Source organism: Streptomyces sp. NPDC048297, from assembly GCF_043201585.1.
Classification (GTDB): domain Bacteria; phylum Actinomycetota; class Actinomycetes; order Streptomycetales; family Streptomycetaceae; genus Streptomyces.
The window spans coordinates 23,735-45,564 of sequence record NZ_JBICZA010000032.1 but is presented as its reverse complement, the minus strand read 5'-3'; the positions used below and the strand labels follow the sequence as shown (position 1 = coordinate 45,564).

Sequence of the window (21,830 nt, the reverse complement as noted above, 5' to 3'; positions counted from 1 at the left end):
GCTCCGTGGGTGATCTGCAGATGCCGGGTGTGGTGGCGTGGGTGGCTGATGTGGTGGTGGGTGAGGCGTTTCCGAGGGGGTCGGAGTCGGGGTTGGCGGCGTTGGGGGCTGCGTGGTCGGCGGGTGGGCGGGAGTTGGCGGTGTTGGGGTCGGGGCTGGGTGCGTCGGCCTCAGTGGTGTCGCAGAGCGTGGGGGGTGATGTCGAGGCGGACTTCCGTGACTTCGCAACACAGTTGGAGTCGTTGGTGCCGGGGATGGCGCAGGCGGCGTTCGAGTTGGGGGATCTGGCGGACTCGACGGCTGTGCGGGTGGAGTACACCAAAGCGATGATCATTGTGCAGACGGTTCTGGTGGGTCTGCAGATTCTGCATTTCGCGTTGTGGGCGCCGGAGGAGATCCCGGCGGCGATCACGGGTGGCCGGGTGGCGGTCCGGGAGCTTGTGAAGCGTCTGGCGGTGTCGGTGGGGATCGGCGCCGCGCTGAACGTGGGCAGTGACGTGCTGGTCCAGGTCGGGCAGTTCCTGGCGGGACACCGCCACGCCTGGGACACGGACGCCACCGTCTCCGCCGTGGAGTCGGGTGTGATCGGTGGTGCGGTGGGTGGTGTGGTGTTCGGTCTGGGCGGCATGCTCAGGCCGGCGTTCGCGCACTCACTGCTGGGCAAGCTGGCCCTGGGCGCGGTGACCGGCGGCGTGACCGAGGGTGTCTCCTACGGGATCTGGGGCGGGGACACGTCCGCGTTCGGGTCGGCGGTCACCTCCGGGTTCATCGGCGCGATCGAGGGCGGCAGCAAATTCCGCCTTGGACGCCATGCCGACGGCACCGGCCCGCTGAACGCCCTTCACCTGCGCACTGCCCGCCTGCGCCTGCCCGGCACCGGCCACACCACCGACACCACCGCCGGCCTCCTCACCACCTCCGGGACGGGCGTCCTCCTCACCGGCACGGCCGAAGTCCTCGGGACCGCCGGGATTGCCGGCGCCCTTGACGACACTGCCGGCATGGGCCGGACCTTCGACGCTGCCGGCGCCGCCACTGGCACCGGTCACGGAAACAGCCGCACCGGCATCAGCACCGGCAGCGGCGTTAGCACCGGCGGCAGGGGTGTCCGTGACTCTGTCGGGGGTGCCCGGGAAGAGTCGGACGCGGGGCCGGGTGTGTCCGCAGGCGTGGCGGGGAAAGCCCGGACGGGTCTGGACACACTCAAGGCCACCACCGTGCGCACCAGCAGCGCTGGCGCGGACGCGAGCAACAGCAACGATCTCTACACAGCCCGCAACCACACCACCGCGACGACAACCGAAACGGCCGCGGCACGCACCGCGACCACGACCACGGCGGGGGCGGGGGCCGTGAGGGGGCGTGCGGTTTCTGTGCGGGGCGGGGAGCAGACACCGGACGGTCTTGTGCCGGGCCGGCCGGTCACCGTCGCGGCGGGCGGCCACAGCACCGCCGTGCACGGCATCCCCGCCGGGGACAGCGCCGGGGACAGCGCTGCGGGCATGGCCGCAGGCGTTGCCTCCAAGAACGCGGACGGGCCGGGCGGCTTGCTGCCGGGCCATCCCGGCAGCACCGCCCGGGCCGGCCTCGACGGGGTCGTGCACCGCGCCACCGGCCCGGCCACCGCAGGCACGCCGTCCACCACGGCCGGGGCCACCGGCCCACGCCCCGGACCTGCCACCGGCACGGCCGGCACCATCACAACCACCGCGGCCACCGCGACCGTCACGGGTACCGGTACCGGGCGGCCTGGGGCAGCAGCCCCCGCACCAGCAGACAGCACCACCCCCCCACCCGGCAGCCCCGGCCCTCTCACCCACGACACCCGCCGCACCAGCGACAGCCCGCTCACCGCTGACGGCGGTCTGCCCGGCTTCGGGACAGACCAGCCCGCACCCCATGCCCCGCCACCCGCCGGCCCGGTCCCGGACACCCACCGTCCCACCAGCACCTTCACCGGAACCGGCCACGACGAACTCACCGCCCGCAGCATCCACAGCGAACTGACCCGACTGCTGCGCCCGTCCCCGCCCGACCCGGCCGTCCTCAGCAACACCATGAAAACCGCAGCCCGCACAGCACGGGCCGCACACGGCGACGAGATCGCCGACGCCATCCACACCACCGCCGAACTCATCGCCGCACACGGACCCGGCTACACCCACCACCTCGGCACAGCCCTGACCAGGCTCGCCCGCCTCGCCGCCGAAACCCTCGGCAACCAGCGCAACACCCCCACCATCGCCGCCAGGACCACCGACCTCCTCCTCACCGGCCACCCCACCCGCACACTCGGCGGAACCCCAACACAACACACCCAGAACAACCAGAACAACCACGCCCAGCCACACCCCACCACCAGCACCACCAACCCCCACACCACCCACGACAGCAACTCCACCGACCAGAACAACCACACCAACAGCCCCGCAAACCCCGTCACCGAGGACCCCTACACAGACCTCTTCGGAGACCCCATCACCCCCGCACCCTCCCTCCACCTCCCTCCCCTCCCCGGCACCACCGCGTTCTCCCTCCCCGGCCCAGCCGAACCCCACCCCACCCCACCGAACCCCACCGCACCCCGGCACCCCACCCCCATCAACGCCGACGACTACCTCCCCCCCGTCCCCAGCGAGGCCGCCACCCACACACTCGGCCCGGAACTCGCCCACCGCCCCTGGAACACACCACCCGACACCGGATTCCTCCCCGGCGAACTCCCCGCCCTCACCCCCCAGCAGACAACCGAACTCCACACCTACCTCCAACAACACCCCCACATCACCTTCGGCCAAGTACACGACCACATCCGACAAACCATGCAACACCCCCACCGCGTCATCAAGAAAAAAGACGGCGACGAAACACACCCCCTCTCCGGACAACCCATCACCCTCACCCCCCAACAACTCCACACCCTCCACCGACAACACCCACACCAACAACAACACGCACCCGAACCGGTGGAACCAACCCCCCAACCCACCCCAGTCCAGAACTTCGACTACGTCAGCATTGCCGCGAAAAGTTTCAGAAATAGGCCTGAACTGTACGCCCGGGCCCTCAGGGAATGGCGTGTCGCGTATCCGCGCACGGAAAAGTTCCACAAAAAAACTGTATGGATTCTCCGCGGCCCTAATGGCGAGAGCATCAAAGTTCCTCTCGGCCAGCATTTTATCGACAGAAAGCAAAAAGATGGGGATCCGTTGAAGATTTCAAGAACTGAGATGGAGGCGCTGAAAGAAATCAGATTTCCAGATCTGGACAGATTCGACGTGAGCGGCAAAGTTGAATGGGGCGCTTTCCGCGATAATGCTTACGCAGCCCTGGACGCCTTCGTCAAACAGCATCCCGGTGACAGGCTTAATAGAGGGACAGAGGTATGGATATCGCGCCCTGACGGACAGAAGATCCTCGTCCAGGTCGGAAAATATTTCAATCGTATTCGATCGGGTACGTCTCTTCCGGACGAGGTGTGGGAGAACTTGAAAAAAGCCCAGTACGGCCCCAGGGAGAAATTCGCGAACTACGGCACTGCGAAAGGCGGGCCCGTCAGAGGATCGGCAATCCGACAGTACAGGAAATTCGATCCAGAAGAAGACAAATATGCCAGAGCTGTTGAGCGTTTTTTCGACCGGTATCCAGCCGCAGGAATAGTCGCCCGTACGAAAGTGAATGATGTCCCCCGGCCCGACGGCACAACGGAAACCGTTAACCTCGGCGCGTACCTGCGCTATATGATAGGGAAAAAAGGGTTGCCTCCGAGGCTGTACGACCTGCTCGCCCTTCATAGTTACCCGCGCCTGAAAGAGGCTACGCGTGGTCCGGAGCTGAGCGAGATCTACTCCCCGGCCGGCCGGCCATTGCTTCGCCACCGTGACCCGGACGGGCCGGGCACGTCGGGTGGTGTGGTGTCGAGTGTGGTGTTGGTGCGGGTAGCGGGTGGGGGGCGGGAGTACTGGCGGGTCGATCATCGTGCGGACGGTTCTGTGGGCTGGTTCCGTCCTGGCAGCCGTGAAACCCTGAGTGAGTTGCCGGCGGGTGTGGAGGTTCTGGGGCAGGCGGGCGCGGCGGCGGCTGGTGGTGGGGTGCGTGCGGCGTTGGAGGAGGATCCGATCCCGCCGGACGGGAACTGTTTCTACGCCACGCTCGGTGTCCTTCTCGGTGAGGGCAACAGTCACGAGACGGCCGTCGAACTGCGTCGGGCTGTCGTGGAGTGGTTCGACCGTGACGAGGGCCGGCACGTGCGGGAACTGGCCGCCGCGTTCGGCGACCTCGACGAACTGCGGTACACCATCGCCACCGACGGGGCCTGGGCCGGCGGGGGCGGCGACCTCGCCCCCTACATCGCCGCCAACGCCCTGCGCGCCACCCTCCACATCCACCACGCGACCAACACCACCACCATCACCCCCCTCACCCACACCCACGACGGCCAGCCCCTGCCCCCACCCACCCGAACCTTCCACCTCCACCTCCGCAACAACCACTACACCCTCACCACCCCCAACCCCACCCCACCGGCCCCCACCCCACCGGCCCCCACCCCACCAGCCGCCACCGACACCTCCATGGACACGGATCGACCCGTTTCCGGTCAAACACCCGGCGGGCCCATTCCCAGCCAGGCCGACCCCGACCGCATGGCCGGCTTCTTCGACCCCGCTCTGCTCGCCGACACCACCGCGCCTGTCCTGGAGGCAGGACCCGGCGGGACCGCCTGGAGATCGGGTCCGGGCGACGCTTCGCACAGCGTGGACGAATTCTTCGATCCCTCCCTGCTCGATACCCGTGCCGCCCACGACGACCCCATGGACAGCACCGCGCCTGAGCACATGGACGTCGACACGGGTGTACCGGCCTGGCCTTTCACGGACAGGCCGTTCACGGATGCCACGCAGGCACCCTTCCCGGCCACATGGCCCACAAACGGGACAGCCCTGCCCGACCCCTTGTTCGACCTGAGCTTCCTCGACAACCTCCAGAACCCCTACCTCACAGCCGACCCCACCTACCACATCCCACTGGATCCACAGGCCACAGCATTCCAGGACACTCTCCACGGCATAACCGACAGCGGCCTCCGCGACGCAATGGCCCCTGGCCGGCCCGTTCCGAACCACTACACGAACCCGCTCGAGCCCTACCTGGGTGCCGGCACGACTGACTCCGGCATCTACCAGGAGATCGACGCAGCCCCCGGCACACACGCGCCCGCCCCACCCCCTCCACACACCACACCCCCCCACCCGGCCCCACAGCCCACAGACGCAACAACCCCACCCGGCCCCACGACCGACCGGAACCCCCTCAACCCCAACATCTACCAAGTACACACCCCCGACCTCGCCGAACAACTCCACCAAGCCCTCCACCAAGCCCGCAACACAACACCCCCCAACCCCCGCGAAATCACAGCCCTCGAAAAAGCTCTCACACACGCACAAACCACCCACACCACACACCACAACACCCACACCCCCAACGACGACGGCCTACCCGACTTCACCACCACCCTCCACCCACCACACACCACCCCCAACACACCAACCCACAACCATCCCAACCACACCAGCACCAGCACCGGGTCCGTCCCGCCCAACGGTCACACCACCAGCGCCCACCACGACGCCACCCGTGACACCGACACCACGGCCCCCACAAGCCCGGACCCCTACCCGCCACTGGGGTCTGCCGCACGATCGGGTGACATCTGAAGTGGCTTGCCCTGTAGGGCAAGTGGGAAGGATGTCGCTGTGCCGAAGCCTTATCCGGAAGAGTTCCGCCAGGACGTCGTGCGGGTCGCGAGGAACCGCGGCCCAGGTGTGACGGTCGAGCTCTAGTGGAGATCGGTCGCCTGCGCCGCGGAGGTCGCGCGGACGGCTCCCGTCATCCGGCGCGCCTGCCCGTGGAGACGTAGAGCGTGATCGGGTTCGTGGCGGGCGCGGCTTCGGAGCCGGGCGCGGGTGTCTGGCCGACCACCGTGCCCTTCCCCCACTTCTGCTCGTCCCGGTGCCGGACGGTGAACGCCCAGCCGGCCGCGTCCAGGCAGGTCCGCGCCGAGTCGAAGGATACGAACCTCAGGTCCGGCATGCGGACCGTGACTTCGCCGCCTGCACTGACATGCCCCGTCGCGTGGGTGCAGTTGCTCGGCTTCACCACCAGGCGCGGATCACCGAGTTTGACTGAAGCGCCCCCTCCGGTGCCGTGGGCCGCCGCCAGCAGCGCGGCCGACACCAGGACCACGCCGGCCGAGCCGAAGGCGATGAGCGGGATCTTCTTGCCCCGGGCGCGGCGCGGCGGCCTCGGGGCGGAGGACCCGCCTGGCGGACGCGGTGTCGCCTGCGGGGCCCACCGGCCGTTCGGTGGCGGGGCGGGGGCCGCTGGCCCGCCGATCGGTGCGGGCGCCGTCCCGGCGTTCGGGCTCCGGACGGTGACAGGCGGCAAGGGTGCGCCCGTGACAGGCGGCAAGGCCGCTCCGGTGTCCAGTGGGAGGGCCGCTCCGGTGGCTGATGGGACGGCCACGCTGTCGACCACCGTCGCGATCCGCTCGCACTCCTGGCGCATTTCGGCCGCGGTGAGGAAGCGGTCGGAGGGGTCCTTGCGCAGGGCCCGGCCGATCAGCGTGTCCACCGCCGGAGGCAGCGACGGATTGACGGACGAGGGCGCCGACGGCTCCTCCTGCACATGCCGGTAGACCATCGCCAGGGGCGAGTCGCCGTCGAACAGCAGCCGTCCGGTGAGCAGTTCGAAGAGCATGCAGCCGACCGAGTACAGGTCGGAGCGTTCGTCGACGCCGCGCCCCATCGCCTGCTCCGGCGAGAGGTACTGAGGGGTGCCGACGACCGTGCCGGCCTGCGTGAGGGACGCCGCGTCCTGCTCCAGCGCCCGAGCGATACCGAAGTCCATCACCTTGACCACGCCCTTCGCGGTCACCATCACGTTCCCCGGTTTGATGTCGCGGTGGACGAGCCCCGTCCGGTGGCTCTCCGCCAGTGCCGCCAGGACTTCCCCGGTGATTCTCAGCGCCTTGGCCGCGGGCATGTGGCCGTACCTGGCCCTGTCCTCGCCGAGTTCCTGCCACAGCGGCTTGCCGTCGACGTACTCCATGACGATGAACGGCACCGACAAGCCCTCGATGACGTCCTCTCCTGAGTCGAAGACCGAGACGATGTTGGTGTGGCTGAGCCCGGCAACCGCCAGCGCTTCGCGCCGGAAGCGCTCGCGGAGGGACTGCTGGTGGCCCAGGTCGCCGCGGAGCACCTTCACCGCGACCGGGCGCTTCAGCACGGTGTCGTACCCCAGATGGACCGAGGCCATGCCGCCCTTGCCCAGCAGCCGGCTCAGCCGGTAGCGGCCACCCCCGACGCTCCTGTCGGCGACCTCGTCCTGCGCTTCACCGCTCATGCCAGGCTTCCTTCGACCTCTCGATGCACTGCGTGATCCTGTCTCAGCCGTTCACTGACCCCCGCCGGTCCGCGGAGCCGCCCGCCGCGGATGCGGCGGGCGGCTCCGCGGGCGTCAACTGCCCTGCCTACTCGACGTAGGCGGTGCCGGCGCTCTGGGACGGGCCGGCGTCGCCCGCGGACACCACCGCCGGCAGAACCTTCATGCCGGTGGGAGACACCGCGAACCAGGTGCCGCCGACGCCTTCGCCGTTGGTCTGGCCCGGTGCGGTGTCCTTGCTGAACCGGTAGACGGGCCAGCCGCCGATGGTGACCTGCAGGCCGCCGTCGTTCCGCCGGACCACGCCGATCTCGGACTTCGGCACGCCGTCGACGAAGATCTTGGAGCCCGGACCGACCAGGACCGGCGGCCACGTGGTGGCGCAGGCGCCGTCGCAGTTGGACGTGGACGGCTTTGCCGTGTCCTTGTCGAACCGGTAGAGGGTGAAACCGGCCGCGTCGTGCACGATCGGGTTCAGGCCGCCCGCCGAGCCGGCCGTCAACTGGACCCACTTCTTCGCCGCGGGGTCGCTGTGGGACCCCTGGTAGAAGTCGCCCGTGTTCTTGGGCGCGTGGTTCTGGGCGGCCGTGCCGTTCTGGTAGCCGATCCCGGTGGAGTCGGTGCCGGCGGAGGAGGGCAGGGCCTTCCCCCCGGTCGGCGTCACGCCGAACCAGGTGCCGCCGACGCCTTCGCCGTTGGTCTGGCCCGGTGCGGTGTCCTTGCTGAACCGGTAGACGGGCCAGCCGCCGATGGTGACCTGCAGGCCGCCGTCGTTCCGCCGGACCACGCCGATCTCGGACCTCGGCACGCCGTCGGTGAAGATCTTGGAGCCCGGACGGACCAGGACCGGCGGCCACGTGGTGGCGCAGGCGCCGTCGCAGTTGGACGTGGACGGCTTTGCCGTGTCCTTGTCGAACCGGTAGAGGGTGAAACCGGCCGCGTCGTGCACGACGGGGTTCAGCTTTCCTGCCGCGCCGGCGCTCAGCTGCACCCACTGCATGGCGGCGCGGGAGTTGCGGGGGCCGTGGTAGAAGTCGCCGGTGTTGGCGGGGGCGTGGTTCTCCTTGGCCGTTCCGGTCTTGAAGTCCAGTGACGCGAGGGCCTTCTTGGCGACGGCGGCGCCGGCGGACAGGGGTGCCTTCGCGGCATGGGACACCGAGGAGCTGTCGACCGGCCCGCAGGCGGTGAGAGCGATGGTTCCGACGGTGACGGTGGCGGCCAGCAGGGTGAGTCGATGACGCAACACGGTTGTGCACTCCTATGGTTCGCTCCGGACTGTCCGGGGTCGACACGCCGGAGCACGTACCGCAGGACGCTTTCGGGTCAACCGTGCACCGTTCTGATACACAACGCAGACCGATCCGTGGTGTTTGGCCCGGCGGACCATTCAGGACCCTCGCGGAACCCCTCGCGGTTCCGCACCGACTGCCGTGATCCTCGCCTCATTCCCCCGTTGAACCACGAACGCGGCGGCGTCGTTTCCACTTTCGCCAGCCGGAGTACCGGCCCATTTACGGAGGTATCACCATGAACGCCCGGATCAGCACCCGCCGCTCCACGGCCCTGACCATGGTGGGCCTGGCGGCTGTCGCAGCCGCCGCGCTCACGGCGTGCAACCCGTCGACCCAGGACGGTGCCGCCCAGTCGTCCGCGTCGCAGAGCGGTTCCCCCTCGTCGTCCATGCCGGGTATGGCCGGTACGGCGAACATGCCCGTGGCGCACATGTCCCAGTACAACCCCACCAACCTGGCCGGCTCGACCTTCTACGCCTCGGTCCTCAGCGGGCTGAACGAGATTCCCGACGCCTCGGGGAAGAAGACGGGCGACAAGGACGGCACCGCGCTGGCCCTGATGCGCATCCAGGGCGACCAGGTCTCGTTCGCGTTCACCTGGAACGGCATCGGCACCCCCACCGCCGGTCACATCCACGCCGGCGCGGCCGGCACCGACGGCGACGTGAAGATCCCGTTCTTCACCAGCAAGCTGCCCGACGGCAAGAGCCAGGTGTACGGCACCGTCAAGGTCGCCGACCGGCAACTGCTCGCCGACATCAAGGCGCACCCGCAGAACTTCTACTTCAACCTGCACACCGCCGAGTTCCCCGGAGGCGCCGTGCGCGGCCAGGTCTTCGGCGTGCCGATGCGCTTCAATCTGCTCAGCGCGCTCCGCGACACCAGCGTGAAGTCCGTGATCAAGGGTCACCAGATCTACGCCTGCACCACGGGCGCCGGCGGGGCGACCGCGTTCACCCAGGACAACGTCGACGCCGACCTGCAGGGCGGTATCAAGCACACCTTCCTGAAGGCCGGCCCCGCCGGTCCGCCGCAGTGGGTGGCCCCGGACGGCTCGGCCGTCGCGGGCAAGGTGCTGGAGAAGATCGACAACGGTCCCGGGAACATCCCGGTACTGGCGCTCCAGGCAGTCCAGGAGGGCTCCGCACACGGTGTGCTGTCCCACACCGAGGCGGTGTTCCGGCTCAACACCAAGGGCGGAGTCGCGCCGGGGGGCACCTGTGACGCCAAGGCCCAGCCGAAGGTCTCCGTGCCGTACACCGCCGACTACCTCTTCCTCGGCGGCGCCCACTGACATCGGTCACGGCCCCCTGCCTCGCCGCTGTCGGAGCGGGGGCGGGGCCGGCTCCGACACAGCGGGTCCCGGGTGCAACAAGTCCGCACTTCCAGGCACTTCGCCTGTCCCGAGGGGCCGGTATCGAAATGTTCGTGGCACTCTGACCAGGTGCGAAGACGAATACGAGCCAACGCGGCGACGCTGGGCCTGACGGCCGTCGCCGTAGTCGCGGTGCTCATGGCGGCACTGGTGTTCATCAACGCCGGCGGCATGAAGCTGGCCACGGGTGCCTCCGAGGTGGGGCCCTTCCCCCGCGACTTCACCGACATCCGGAAGGTCCCCGTCGCAGCCGAACCCGTTCCCGGGCCCGACGCGTCACGGGGCACGGTGACGCAGGACTGCGGCCGCAACCAGGAAGAGCACCGCAACGCCGACAACGTCGTGGTCTCTCCCGGCCTGCCCCAAGGCGCACACCACACCCACGACTACGTGGGCAACCTCTCCACCACGGCCTTCTCGACCGACAAGAGCCTGGCGCGGGCGTCGACGACCTGCAGGAACGGCGACCGCTCCACGTACTACTGGCCGGTGCTGCGCCGCCAGGACCGGCCAGGACCGACCGGCGCGTACCACGGCAACATCGGCCAGATCCTGGACCCGGTCTCGGTCACCGTCCAGTACCTCGGCAACCCGGCGAGTGCGGTCGTCCCGATGCCGAGGTTCCTGCGGATGCTCACCGGCGATCCGGTGGCGGGCACCGTGGGAACCGCCCATGCCCATGCCCAGTGGGGCTGCTCCGGGTTTCCCGGAAGGCTCACCATGCAATATCCCCGATGCCCGGCCGGCAGCCGGACCCTGCGCAGGCTGGACTTCCCCAGCTGCTGGAACGGCCTGGACACCGACAGCTTCGACCACCGCACCCACGTGGTCTTCCCCGCCGCCGGCGGCGTCTGCCCACCCGGTACCTTCCCCGTCCCGCAGGTGCGCATCGAGGTCGCCTACGACGTGGCCCCGGGCGTGCCCATCGCGCTGGACGCCTTCGAGGAGCAGAAGCACAACCCGGACACCGACCACGCCGGATTCGTCGACGTGATGACCGACCGTCAGATGGCGGCCGTGGTGACCTGCCTCAACGACGGCCGGCACTGCTGATTTTCTACGGGTTCCCGTGAACCCTTTTCGGCCCGCACTCGTGTTAGGCGGGGACATCCTCAAGGGACAGGACGGAGCGAGTGGATGACGGCATTGCGGTCCCGCACTCGACAGAGCGCGAGTGACGAGGCACTGATCCGTGCGCTCTACGAAGAACACGGCAGGGCCCTCCTGGCCTACGCGACGCGGCTGACCGGCGACCGCGTCGCCGCCGAGGACGTGGTCCAGGAGACGCTGATCCGGGCCTGGCGGCATCCGGAGGCCCTGACCGACGGGAGGGCCACGGTACGCGGCTGGCTGCTGACCGTGACCCGCAACATCGTCATCGACCGCTACCGGGCAAAGGCGGCACGTCCCACCGAGGTCGCCGAGTCGCCGTCCTCCGTTCCGGTCCAGCGGGACCACGCGGACGCGATCGTGGACTCGCTGGACATGATGGAGGCCCTCGCCCAGCTGTCGCCCGAGCATCGCAACGTGCTGGTGGAGCTGTACTACCGGGGCCGTACGGTGCCGGAAGCGGCGGAGCAACTGGGAGTGCCGGCCGGTACGGTCAAGTCCCGGGCGCACTACGCTCTCAAGGCACTTCGCGGGTTCTATCCGAACAAGGCCGACCGAGGCGGCAAGCTCCAGGAGGTGGCCGCATGACGACGCAACAGCACCGCAACGAGTTGCTCGGAGCGTACGTTCTCGGGGTGCTCGGCGACGAGGAGGCCAGGCAGGTCGAGGAGCATCTGGCGTCCTGCCAGGAATGCCGGACGGAGGTGGCCGAGATGCGTCTGCTGGAGGAAGCCCTCGGTGAGGTACCGCCGGAGGCGTTCCTGGACGGTCCGCCCGACGATGCGGACCTGCTGCTGCAGCGCACCCTGCGGCAGGCCCGCTCGGAGCGGACGGCGTCACAGCGACGCCGGTCGTTCACGATCGGCATGGCGGCTGCGGCCTCGGCGGCCGTGGTCTTCCTCGGTGGCTACCTGGTATCCGGCACCGGGTCGTCCGGGGCGACCGCGCAGCGGCCCCCGGTGACGACGACCGCCGGACCCACGACCGTCACGCCGCCGGCCGGCGTCAAGGTGGCGTCGGGCGTCGACCCGGTCACCCAGGCGCGCATGGTCGTCAAGGTGACCCCGGCCGCCGGCTGGGTACGGCTCAACGCCGCGGTATCCGGAGTCCCCGCGGGCCAGCGCTGCCGCCTGGTGGTCGTCTCGAAGGACGGCAGCCGGTCGGTGGCCGGCAGCTGGATCGTCGGCAAGGACGGCCACGGCGGGGGCAAGGGTGCCGACCTCGACGGTTCCGCGTCGATCGCGCCGCACGACGTCTCCTCGGTCGTCGTGGAGAACGAAGCGGGGAAGAAGTTCGTCAGCGTGCAGGTGTGATCAGCGCGCCGCCCCGCCCGTGATCCTCCCCCGTGGATCACGGGCGGGGCTTTTCCGCGTGCGCGCGCACGCCCCGGAAGCCGATGACGCCAATGGCGGTGCCTAGGATGAGCGACGTGATCGCAAGGGTGAGATGGACCCAGAAGTACGTGGTGGGGCTGCCGTTCTCAAAGGCGAGCCCGCTCGCATCCTTGGCCAGGTTCTTGATGAACGTCGTCCAGACCACCCAGGACCACACGCCGAAGGCGAGCAGGAACCAGGAGACGGGGCGGCTGAGTTTCATGGAGGGGCGTCCTCTGCTGCGGGGGAGCGATGCCCTGCCAGTGTCCTACCAGCGCACACGTGCCCTGCCGTGGGGGGTGCCGGCCACATGCTCACGGATCACTTTCGTCGGGTTGCGCGGGCCGCGCGCGCTGCGCCGGTCGTCATAGCGGGGGATACGGCAGCGTGGTCATCGTCTTCGCGCTCGTCGCGCTGATCGTCCTGGCCGTCCTGGTCCTGGGGCACTGGTACGTGTGGCGCCGTCTGGTCCGTGACACGACGCGCGGGCCCGGACCCGCCCGCCGGGCCGGCACCGCGGTGTTCACGGCGGGGCCGGTGCTGATGGTCGCGGCCCTGGTCGCCGAGCGTTCCGGCGCGCCTTTCTGGCTGCAGCGCACGCTGGCCTGGCCCGGTTTCCTGTGGATGGCCCTGGCGCTGTACCTGCTGCTCGCGGTGGCGGCGGGGGAGGTCGTACGGCCCCTGCTGCGGCGCGTGCTGGAGCGCGGGACGGCGCGCGAGTCCGTGCGGGATCGGGAGTCCGTGCCGGTCCCGGCGCCCGCTGCACCTGCCTCGTCCTTGCCGGTCCCGGCGCCCGCTGCCCCTGCCTCGTCCTTGCCGGTCCCGGCGCCCGCTGCCCCCGCCTCGTCCGTGCCGGACACCACGCCCGCCCCGGCACCTTCGTCAGTGCCCACCCGCCGCCTCTTCGTCTCCCGTGTCGTCGGTGGCGCGGTGGCCGCCGCCGCTGTCGGGACGGTCGGCCTCGGTACGTACGGCGTGCTGCGCGGGCCGCAGGTGAGGCGGGTCACCGTGCCGCTGGCCAAGCTGCCGCGCGCCGCGCACGGGTTCCGGATCGCGGTCGTCAGCGACATCCACCTGGGCCCGGTCCTGGGCCGGGACTTCGCGCAAAGGGTCGTCGACACGGTCAACTCGACGCAGCCCGACCTGATCGCGGTCGTCGGCGACCTGGTGGACGGCAGCGTCAAGGACCTCGGTCCGGCCGCCGCTCCCCTCGCCCGGCTCACCGCACGGCACGGCGCCTACTTCGTCACCGGCAACCACGAGTACTTCTCCGGGGCCGACCAGTGGGTCGCCGAGGTGCGCACGCTCGGCCTGCACCCGTTGGAGAACGCCCGCACCGCACTGCCGTACTTCGACCTGGCCGGGGTCAACGACCTCCAGGGTGAGAGCGAGGGGGAGGGCCCCGACTTCGGCAAGGCGCTCGGCGACCGGGACCCGGCGCGCGCGTGCGTGCTGATGGCCCACCAGCCGGTGCAGATCCACGAGGCCGTACGGCACGGCGTCGACCTCCAGCTCTCCGGCCACACCCACGGCGGCCAGCTCTGGCCCGGCAGCCTGATCGCGGCAGCCGCCAACCCGACCGTGTCCGGTCTCGACCGCTACGGCGACACGCAGTTGTACGTCAGCCGCGGCGCGGGCGCCTGGGGACCGCCCACGCGCGTGGGGGCGCCCTCGGACGTGACGGTGATCGAACTGGCCTCCACGCGCGCGTAACCGCAGGCCGCGAGCCTGGCGGCAACCCGGCGGGAGCCCAGCCGGAAACCCCGGCGGAAACCCCGGCGGAAACCGCTTCCCCTCCTGCGAAGGGGCTGTGAAACACAGCCGTAAACATTATGTCGGTAAGTTCTTGTTCATCTGTTCGGACCCCCCTTCCGCCAGGTGAGACACGTGTGATTAGGTGAGCCGCGCCACTGGGGGAGTGGCGAAATTGTGCTGGTCCAGGGGTAGGGCCTTGGAGGCCTGGGGAGGGCACCACCATGCGATCTGTTCGCATGCGCATTCTGTTGACACTGCTTGTACTCGCCGTAGTCGGCGTCGGCGCCTGGCAGTTGCTTCCGTCGCAGCAGAACAAGAACAAGACCATCACCGTCGGAACGACGGACGCCGTCACGGCACTGGATCCGGCAGGCGCTTATGACGCCGGTTCCTGGGCGTTGTTCAGCAACGTCTTCCAGTCCTTGCTGACCTTCGAACCGGGAGGTGTGGCACCGGTCCCGGACGCGGCGAAGAGCTGCGCCTTCGAGGGCAGCGGCCTGCGGGTCTACCAGTGCAGGCTGCGTGAGGACATCACGTTCCCGAGCGGGCGCAAGATGACCGCCGAGGACGTGAAGTACTCGTTCGACCGGGTCAAGAAGATCAACTCGCCGGTCGGTCCGGCGTCTCTCTTCTCCACACTCGGCTCGGTGACCGCCGACAACGACACGACGGTCACCTTCCACCTGTCCTCTCCGGACGCCACCTTCCCGCAGAAGGTCGCCACGGGCGCCGGCGCCATCGTCGACAAGGACATGTACCCGGCCGACCGGCTGCGCGCGGACTTCGGCGTCGACGGCACCGGCCCGTACACGCTGGCGTCGTACACGAAGGACAAGAAGGCGGTCCTCACGCCGTACACGAACTACCGGGGCTTCATCGACGGCACCGGCCCGCCGGTCGACCTGCTGTACTACCCCGACTCCGCGTCGCTCGACCGCGCCTGGAAGGGCAAGCAGATCGACGTGGCCACCCGGACGCTGCCCCCGGACGTGCTGTCCGGGCTCAACCCGAGCGACCCGAACCACCGGGTCACCGAGTCCGACAGCGCCGAGACCCGCAACCTGTACCTCAACACCCGGGCGAATTCCCCGCTGCACGACGTACAGGTGCGCCGCGCGATGGCCTGGCTGGTCAACCGTGAGCAGCTGGCCGCCACCGTCTACAAGGGCACGGTCGACCCGCTCTACTCGCTGATCCCGACCGGTATCACCGGCCACACGACGTCCTTCTTCGACGCCTACCCGACGCAGAACGCCAAGAAGGCGCGGGAGTTGCTCACCGAGGCCGGGGTGAAGCTGCCGGTGCGCTTCACCTTCGGTTACGGCAAGGGCCGGGGCGCGGGCGCGGAGGAGGCCGCCGCGCTGAAGAAGCAGCTGGAGGCCGACGGCCTGTTCAAGGTCGACATCCAGGGCTACGAGTGGACCGACTTCCAAAAGCGCTGGGCCGCCGGGAAGATGGACGCTTGGGCGGTCGGCTGGGTGGCGGACTACCCGGACCCGGACACCTTCGGCGCCTCGCTCGTCGGCACCGGTTCCACCATGAGCACCGGCTACAGCAACAAGGCGGTCGACTCCCTCATCCTGGACAGTCAGCAGTACGCGGACCGGGGCCGGGCGGCCACGGACTTCCGCACCATCCAGGCTGATGTGGCCACCGACGTGCCGCTGATCCCGCTGTGGCAGCGCAAGGAGTACGTGGTCAGCACCGAGGCCGTCGGCGGCGGCCAGAACCTCTTCGACGGCACGGGCGTGTTCCGCCTGTGGCGCCTGGAGTGGATCTGATCCACGCCGACGACCGGATCTGATCCACCGTCCGTGACGTCAGGTACCCGCCCCGGCTCCGGCCGGGGCGCGGTCAGTTCTCGCGCCGCGCCCTGGCCCCCGGGTCGGGCAGGGCCTTCGTCATGCCCGGCAGGAAGTCCGTGAACAGCTCATGGACCTCCAGGACCAGCGGGCGCAGCACCCGGAACCGCGCCAGGGCGACCCCGCGCGCGGTCAGCCGCGCCCCGCGCCTGGCCAGCCGGTAGCTGCGCTCGTACCCCTCGGTGCGGTCGAAGACCCAGTACAGGACGAGCCCCATCTGCGAGAGCCACATCAACTCGGGCAGCACGTCCCGCAGTTCGGGCGCCACCTTCGACTTGGAGCCGGCCAGCACCTCGCGGTGCACGCTGATCGCCTGCTCGCGGGCGTGCTCGCTCTCCGGGGAGAAGGGGCTGAGCGGGCTGTCGGGGTCGGCGGCGTTCTTGAAGAACTGGACCGCGAACTCGTGGTACGGCCGGGCGATGTCCAGCCATGCCGTCAGCACACCGGCGAGCCGCGCCTCCAGGTCGGTCTCCCGGTCCAGGATCTCCCGGACCGCCACCTGGTGATCGGCGGCGATCCGGTCGTAGAAGCCCTGGATCAGGTGCTCCTTGCCCGCGAAGTAGTAGTAGGCGTTGCCGACGGAGACCCCGGCCTCCGTGGCGATGGCCCGCATCGTCGTCTTGTCGTAGCCCCGCTCCTGGAACAGCCGCATCGCGGTCTCCAGGATCAGCGCACGGGTCTGCTCGGACTTGGACTGGGGTCCGGCCGCCTCGGGGCCGTCGTTCTTCGCGGGCACCAGAAGAGCCTAACGACTGGGGCGGGGTGCCACGGCCCGGGATCTCAGCCCCTGCCCGCCAAGCGGGATTCCCGGCCCCTGCCCGCCAAGCTGGATCTCAGCCCCTGCGCGCCAACTCGGGCCGCTTCGTGTAGTCCGTGAAGCCCAGGACGTTGCCCCAGGGATCGGCGATCTCCACGGTCCAGCCGGTGGCTCCGGAGAAGGGCTCGTCCAGCGGGGTGATCCCGGCGTCGGCCAGCCGGTGCGCGGCCGCTCGGGCGTCCGGCACCTCCAGCCAGAGCCGGGGCGAGGGCCAGGGCGGCGACCGGTGCCCCACCGCCTCCTCGGCGCGCAGCAGGATCCCCGGGGTCTCCCCGCCGACCTTCAGCTGGGCGATCCCGGCCGCGTCGAACCGGAATCCCAGGGTGAACCCGGCCCGCTCGTAGAAGTGCACGGCCTCGCCGAGGTCCCCGACGGGCAGCAGCACGTTGTCGAACCCGAGCAGCTCGTACGACTCTTCGTCTGACATGTCGTCAGATTAAGCGGAAGCCGCCCGGAAGCGAGGAGCCCCACCGGTGAGGATCCGGCGGGGCTCCCTCGGAAGGCGGGACGGACCTGCATCCGACCTACGTCGGACCTACATGCTGCTCAGCGAGCGGGCGTAGTTGATCTGGCCCATGACGGCCTGGAAGGCGTCCGGGCTGTGCGCCGGGATCATCGTGGAGTGGTGCCGGCCGGCACTGGTCACGGTGACCTGGATGTAGCCCGTGGTCTTCTTCTCCTTCATCAGCAGGAAGAGCAGACCGAGCAGGCAGAACAGGAAGAAGATGATGGCGAGCACGATGGCGTGCGTCGGCATCTTCTCCTCGGTGTGCGACATGTCGGTGGCGTTCCACACCGCGCCGCGCAGCGGCAACTGGCCTGCCGGGGTGACGATCTGATCGCCCGTCACCGTGATGTCGCCGATGGTCAGCAGCGGAGCGCCGCCCATCGGCATCGGGGCGCCGCCCATCGCCATCGCGGCGGGGTCCTGCGGGTGCGGGAAGCCGTACCCCTGCTCCACGGGCGCGGGGTAGCCGTACCCGGGCGGGCCCTGCGGCGCGGCCGGGTAGCCGTAGGCCGGTGTTCCCTGCGGCAACGGCTGCGGCGGGAACCCCGGGGGCTGCGTGGGGGCAACCGGAGGCTGCGCGGGGGCCGCGGGAGGCTGCTCGGGACCCCACTGGTTCGCGCCGTTGTGCGGATTCGGCTCGGTCATGCTCTCGTCCCCCTGATGGTGGCTGTGTCGGATCGAGGTGTCATCCTGCCAGTACCCCGCTCCGGGATGCACAGAGCCCCGTTCCCGGTACGAAAACCGGGAACGGGGCCCACGCCGGCACAGCCGGACGGAGATCAGAAGCGGCGCGTGATCAGGGCGCGCTTGACTTCCTGGATCGCCTTGGTGACCTCGATGCCACGCGGGCAGGCGTCCGTGCAGTTGAACGTCGTACGGCAACGCCACACGCCGTCACGGTCGTTGAGGATCTCCAGGCGCTGCTCGGCCGCCTCGTCACGGCTGTCGAAGATGAAGCGGTGGGCGTTCACGATCGCGGCCGGACCGAAGTACTGGCCGTCGTTCCAGAACACCGGGCAGGACGAGGTGCACGCGGCGCACAGGATGCACTTGGTGGTGTCGTCGAACCGCTCGCGGTCCTCGGCGGACTGCAGACGCTCGCGCGTCGGCTCGTTCGTCTCCTTGGTGATGAGGAACGGCATGACGTCCCGGTACGCCTGGAAGAACGGCTCCATGTCGACCACGAGGTCCTTCAGGGCCGTCAGACCCTTGATGGGCTCGACCGTGATCGGCTTCTCGGGGTTGACGTCCTTGATGAGCGTCTTGCAGGCCAGACGGTTCTTGCCGTTGATCCGCATGGCGTCCGAGCCGCAGATGCCGTGGGCGCAGGAGCGGCGGAAGGTCAGCGTGCCGTCCAGGTCCCACTTGATCTTGTTGAGACCGTCGAGGACGCGCTCCTTCGGGTCCATCTCCAGCTGGAAGTCCTCCCAGTGGACCTCCGCCGAGACCTCCGGGTTGAACCGGCGGATCCGCAGGGTGACCGTGATGTAGGGGGACGCCGCGGCCTCCGCCTCCACCTTGTCCAGAACAGGGGTAGCCATCAGTACTTACGCTCCATCGGCTGGTAGCGGGTCTGGACGACCGGCTTGTAGTCGAGACGGACGGTTTCCGAGCCGTCGTTGCCGACCTCGCGGTACGCCATGGTGTGGCGCATGAAGTTGACGTCGTCGCGGTTCGGGTAGTCCTCGCGGTAGTGACCGCCGCGGGACTCCTTGCGGGCGAGGGCGGACACGGCCATGACCTCGGCCAGTTCGAGCAGGTTGCCCAGCTCGATGGCCTCCAGCAGGTCCGTGTTGAACCGCTTGCCCTTGTCCTGGATCGACACGTTCTTGTAGCGCTCGCGCAGCTCGGCGACCTTCTCGACCGCCGTCTTGATCGTCTGCTCGGTGCGGAACACCATGACGTTGGCGTCCATGGTCTCCTGCAGCTCACGGCGGATCTGGGCGACCCGCTCGTTGCCGGTGGAGGAGCGCAGCTGCTCGATCTGCTCGACGACGAACGCCTCCGGGTTCTCCGGCAGCTCGACGAAGTCGGCCCTGTGCGCGTACTCGGCGGCGGCGATGCCGGCGCGGCGGCCGAACACGTTGATGTCCAGCAGCGAGTTGGTGCCGAGGCGGTTGGCGCCGTGCACGGAGACACAGGCGACCTCGCCGGCCGCGTACAGGCCCGGGACGACGGTGGTGTTGTCCGAGAGGACCTCACCCTCGACGTTCGTCGGGATGCCGCCCATCGCGTAGTGCGCGGTCGGCTGGATGGGGATCGGGTCCGTGTAGGGCTCGATGCCGAGGTACGTACGCGCGAACTCGGTGATGTCCGGGAGCTTGGCGTCCAGCTGCTCCGGCGGAAGGTGGGTCAGGTCCAGGTAGACGTGGTCGCCCTCGGGACCGCAGCCGCGGCCCTCGCGGATCTCCGTGTAGATGGAGCGGGAGACGACGTCACGGGACGCGAGGTCCTTCATGACCGGCGCGTACTTCTCCATGAAGCGCTCGCCGTCCTTGTTGCGGAGGATGCCGCCCTCACCACGGGCGCCCTCCGTCAGCAGGATGCCCATGCGCCAGATGCCGGTCGGGTGGAACTGGAAGAACTCCATGTCCTCCAGCGGCAGACCCCGGCGGTAGCACGCGGCCTGGCCGTCACCGGTCAGGGTGTGCGCGTTGGAGGTCACCTTGAAGAACTTGCCGGTGCCGCCGGAGGCGTAGATGACCGACTTCGCCTGGAAGAGGTGGATCTCACCGGTGGCCAGCTCGTAGGCGACGACACCGGCCGAGTGCTTGACGCCGTCGACCTCGGTGATCAGCTGGTCCAGGACGTAGAACTCGTTGAAGAACTCCACGCCCTCCTTGACGCAGTTCTGGTACAGCGTCTGGAGGATCATGTGGCCGGTGCGGTCGGCCGCGTAGCACGCGCGGCGGACCGGGGCCTCGCCGTGGTTGCGGGAGTGGCCGCCGAAGCGGCGCTGGTCGATCTCACCCTTGGGCGTCCGGTTGAACGGCAGGCCCATCCTCTCCAGGTCGAGGACCGCGTCGATGGCCTCCTTCGCCAGGATCTCGGCGGCGTCCTGGTCGACCAGGTAGTCACCGCCCTTGATCGTGTCGAAGGTGTGCCACTCCCAGTTGTCCTCCTCCACGTTGGCGAGCGCGGCGGCCATGCCGCCCTGCGCGGCGCCCGTGTGGGAGCGGGTCGGGTAGAGCTTCGTCAGGACCGCGGTGCGGCTGCGCTTCGTCGACTCGATGGCCGCGCGCATGCCCGCGCCACCGGCGCCGACGATGACGGTGTCGTACTTGTGGATCTTCATGATTCTCGCAGCCCCGTGCCTAGCGGATGTTCGGGTCGAAGGTGAAGATCACCAGCGTGCCCAGCAGGATGGTGAACACCGTGGCCGTGTAGAGCAGAGCCTTCAGCCACAGCCGGGTGTTCGCGCGCTCCGCGTAGTCGTTGATGACCGTGCGCAGGCCGTTGGCGCCGTGCAGCATCGCGAGCCACAGCATCGCCAGGTCCCACACCTGCCAGAACGGGGACGCCCAGCGGCCGGCCACGAAGGCGAAGCCGATCTTGGAGACGCCGCCGTCCAGCACCAGCTGGATCAGCAGGTGGCCGATGACCAGGACGACCAGGACGACGCCGGACAGGCGCATGAACAGCCAGGCGGCCATCTCGAAGTTGCCCCGCGTGGACTTCGGGGTCTTCTTCGTGCGCCGGCGCGGAGCCTCGATCAGCGGGGCCGGGTTGTCGACGTTGTACACGGGGGTGCCCTCGACGGGGCCGACTCCGGACACGGTGGTTTCAGTCGTGGACATGGGCGTCAGCTCCCGAACAGAACACGAGCGGCGTGGCCGAGAACGGGGTAGATCGCCCCGACCATCAGGACGACCCAGACACCGACGACGGTCCAGAGCATCTGCTTCTGGTAGCGCGGGCCCTTCGACCAGAAGTCGACGGCGATGACGCGCAGGCCGTTGAGCGCGTGGAAGAGGATGGCGGCGACGAGGCCGTACTCCAGCAACGCGACGATCGGCGTCTTGTAGGTGGCTACGACCTTGTCGTAGTCCTCGGGGCTGACACGGACGAGAGCGGTGTCCAGCACGTGAACGAACAGGAAGAAGAAGATGAGGACACCGGTGACTCGATGAGCCACCCAGGACCACATGCCTTCCCGGCCGCGGTACAGCGTTCCAGCCGGCACGGAAGTTCCCTCCGGGGAGCGGGGACTAGGGCCGCGCCGGCTTCACGGTCGGTCGGGCCCGGCCGGGTACGGTCCACCGGCCCCCAGCATCGTAGCGATGCGCCGC

Annotated in this window: 17 protein-coding genes; 7 read left to right on the top strand and 10 right to left on the bottom strand. The window is 69.2% G+C overall.

Annotated features, from left to right (window positions below; all coding sequences use genetic code 11):
• Nucleotides 1–5 precede the first annotated feature (5 nt).
• A complete protein-coding gene (locus ACGFYV_RS29140) occupies nucleotides 6–5,720 on the top strand; it encodes a hypothetical protein (protein ID WP_393881481.1) in 5,715 nt (1,904 codons plus the stop codon).
• Between the two features lie 172 nt (nucleotides 5,721–5,892).
• Here ACGFYV_RS29140 and ACGFYV_RS29135 read toward each other — a convergent pair whose 3' ends face one another.
• Entirely contained in the window at nucleotides 5,893–7,410 is a 1,518-nt protein-coding gene (locus tag ACGFYV_RS29135) for a protein kinase (RefSeq protein WP_393881480.1), read from the bottom strand.
• Between the two features lie 127 nt (nucleotides 7,411–7,537).
• Nucleotides 7,538–8,695: a hypothetical protein gene (locus tag ACGFYV_RS29130; protein ID WP_393881479.1), complete on the bottom strand. Its 1,158-nt coding sequence runs from the start codon at nucleotides 8,693–8,695 to the stop codon at nucleotides 7,538–7,540.
• Nucleotides 8,696–8,976: 281 nt separating this feature from the next.
• On the opposite strand from ACGFYV_RS29130, the gene ACGFYV_RS29125 reads away from it, so the two are divergent.
• The 4 genes from ACGFYV_RS29125 (at nucleotide 8,977) to ACGFYV_RS29110 (ending at nucleotide 12,539) form a co-directional block, all read left to right on the top strand.
• Complete coding sequence (locus ACGFYV_RS29125; RefSeq protein ID WP_393881478.1) at nucleotides 8,977–10,035, top strand: CHRD domain-containing protein; 1,059 nt, start codon at nucleotides 8,977–8,979, stop codon at nucleotides 10,033–10,035.
• Nucleotides 10,036–10,185: 150 nt separating this feature from the next.
• On the top strand, nucleotides 10,186–11,169 hold the full coding sequence (locus tag ACGFYV_RS29120; RefSeq protein ID WP_393881477.1) for a DUF1996 domain-containing protein: 984 nt from the start codon (nucleotides 10,186–10,188) through the stop codon (nucleotides 11,167–11,169).
• A gap of 84 nt (nucleotides 11,170–11,253) precedes the next feature.
• Nucleotides 11,254–11,814: a sigma-70 family RNA polymerase sigma factor gene (locus ACGFYV_RS29115; protein WP_393881476.1), complete on the top strand. Its 561-nt coding sequence runs from the start codon at nucleotides 11,254–11,256 to the stop codon at nucleotides 11,812–11,814.
• Nucleotides 11,811–12,539 (top strand): anti-sigma factor family protein, encoded by a 729-nt coding sequence (locus tag ACGFYV_RS29110; RefSeq protein WP_393881475.1) that lies wholly within the window; start codon nucleotides 11,811–11,813, stop codon nucleotides 12,537–12,539. The genes ACGFYV_RS29115 and ACGFYV_RS29110 overlap by 4 nt, the downstream gene beginning before the upstream one ends.
• 37 nt (nucleotides 12,540–12,576) lie before the next feature.
• Here ACGFYV_RS29110 and ACGFYV_RS29105 read toward each other — a convergent pair whose 3' ends face one another.
• Entirely contained in the window at nucleotides 12,577–12,822 is a 246-nt protein-coding gene (locus ACGFYV_RS29105) for an SCO4848 family membrane protein (RefSeq protein ID WP_393881474.1), read from the bottom strand.
• 164 nt (nucleotides 12,823–12,986) lie between these two features.
• Between ACGFYV_RS29105 and ACGFYV_RS29100 the strand changes: the two genes are divergently transcribed.
• Together ACGFYV_RS29100 and ACGFYV_RS29095 are read left to right on the top strand one after the other, a co-directional pair.
• Complete coding sequence (locus ACGFYV_RS29100; RefSeq protein ID WP_393881473.1) at nucleotides 12,987–14,312, top strand: metallophosphoesterase; 1,326 nt, start codon at nucleotides 12,987–12,989, stop codon at nucleotides 14,310–14,312.
• Between the two features lie 263 nt (nucleotides 14,313–14,575).
• On the top strand, nucleotides 14,576–16,135 hold the full coding sequence (locus ACGFYV_RS29095) for an ABC transporter substrate-binding protein (protein ID WP_393881472.1): 1,560 nt from the start codon (nucleotides 14,576–14,578) through the stop codon (nucleotides 16,133–16,135).
• Nucleotides 16,136–16,208: 73 nt separating this feature from the next.
• Here the strand turns inward: ACGFYV_RS29095 and ACGFYV_RS29090 are convergent, their stop codons facing one another.
• From ACGFYV_RS29090 to sdhC, 7 genes are all read right to left on the bottom strand, one after another.
• Nucleotides 16,209–16,952 carry a TetR/AcrR family transcriptional regulator gene (locus tag ACGFYV_RS29090; RefSeq protein WP_393881471.1) on the bottom strand — a complete coding sequence of 248 codons (744 nt, stop codon included), beginning with the start codon at nucleotides 16,950–16,952 and terminating at the stop codon, nucleotides 16,209–16,211.
• A gap of 97 nt (nucleotides 16,953–17,049) precedes the next feature.
• On the bottom strand, nucleotides 17,050–17,460 hold the full coding sequence (locus tag ACGFYV_RS29085) for a VOC family protein (RefSeq protein WP_393881470.1): 411 nt from the start codon (nucleotides 17,458–17,460) through the stop codon (nucleotides 17,050–17,052).
• A gap of 108 nt (nucleotides 17,461–17,568) precedes the next feature.
• The gene (locus ACGFYV_RS29080) at nucleotides 17,569–18,186 is read right to left on the bottom strand and encodes a hypothetical protein (RefSeq protein ID WP_393881469.1); all 618 of its coding nucleotides are present in this window, start codon (nucleotides 18,184–18,186) and stop codon (nucleotides 17,569–17,571) included.
• Nucleotides 18,187–18,320: 134 nt separating this feature from the next.
• Nucleotides 18,321–19,082, bottom strand: coding sequence for a succinate dehydrogenase iron-sulfur subunit (locus ACGFYV_RS29075; RefSeq protein WP_393881468.1), 762 nt, complete (start codon nucleotides 19,080–19,082; stop codon nucleotides 18,321–18,323).
• Entirely contained in the window at nucleotides 19,082–20,836 is a 1,755-nt protein-coding gene (sdhA, locus tag ACGFYV_RS29070; RefSeq protein ID WP_393881467.1) for a succinate dehydrogenase flavoprotein subunit, read from the bottom strand. Before sdhA ends, ACGFYV_RS29075 begins: the two co-directional genes overlap by 1 nt.
• Nucleotides 20,837–20,855: 19 nt before the next feature.
• Nucleotides 20,856–21,338: a succinate dehydrogenase hydrophobic membrane anchor subunit gene (locus ACGFYV_RS29065; RefSeq protein ID WP_393881466.1), complete on the bottom strand. Its 483-nt coding sequence runs from the start codon at nucleotides 21,336–21,338 to the stop codon at nucleotides 20,856–20,858.
• 5 nt (nucleotides 21,339–21,343) lie between these two features.
• A complete protein-coding gene (sdhC, locus tag ACGFYV_RS29060) occupies nucleotides 21,344–21,724 on the bottom strand; it encodes a succinate dehydrogenase, cytochrome b556 subunit (protein ID WP_362312441.1) in 381 nt (126 codons plus the stop codon).
• Nucleotides 21,725–21,830: the final 106 nt, after the last annotated feature.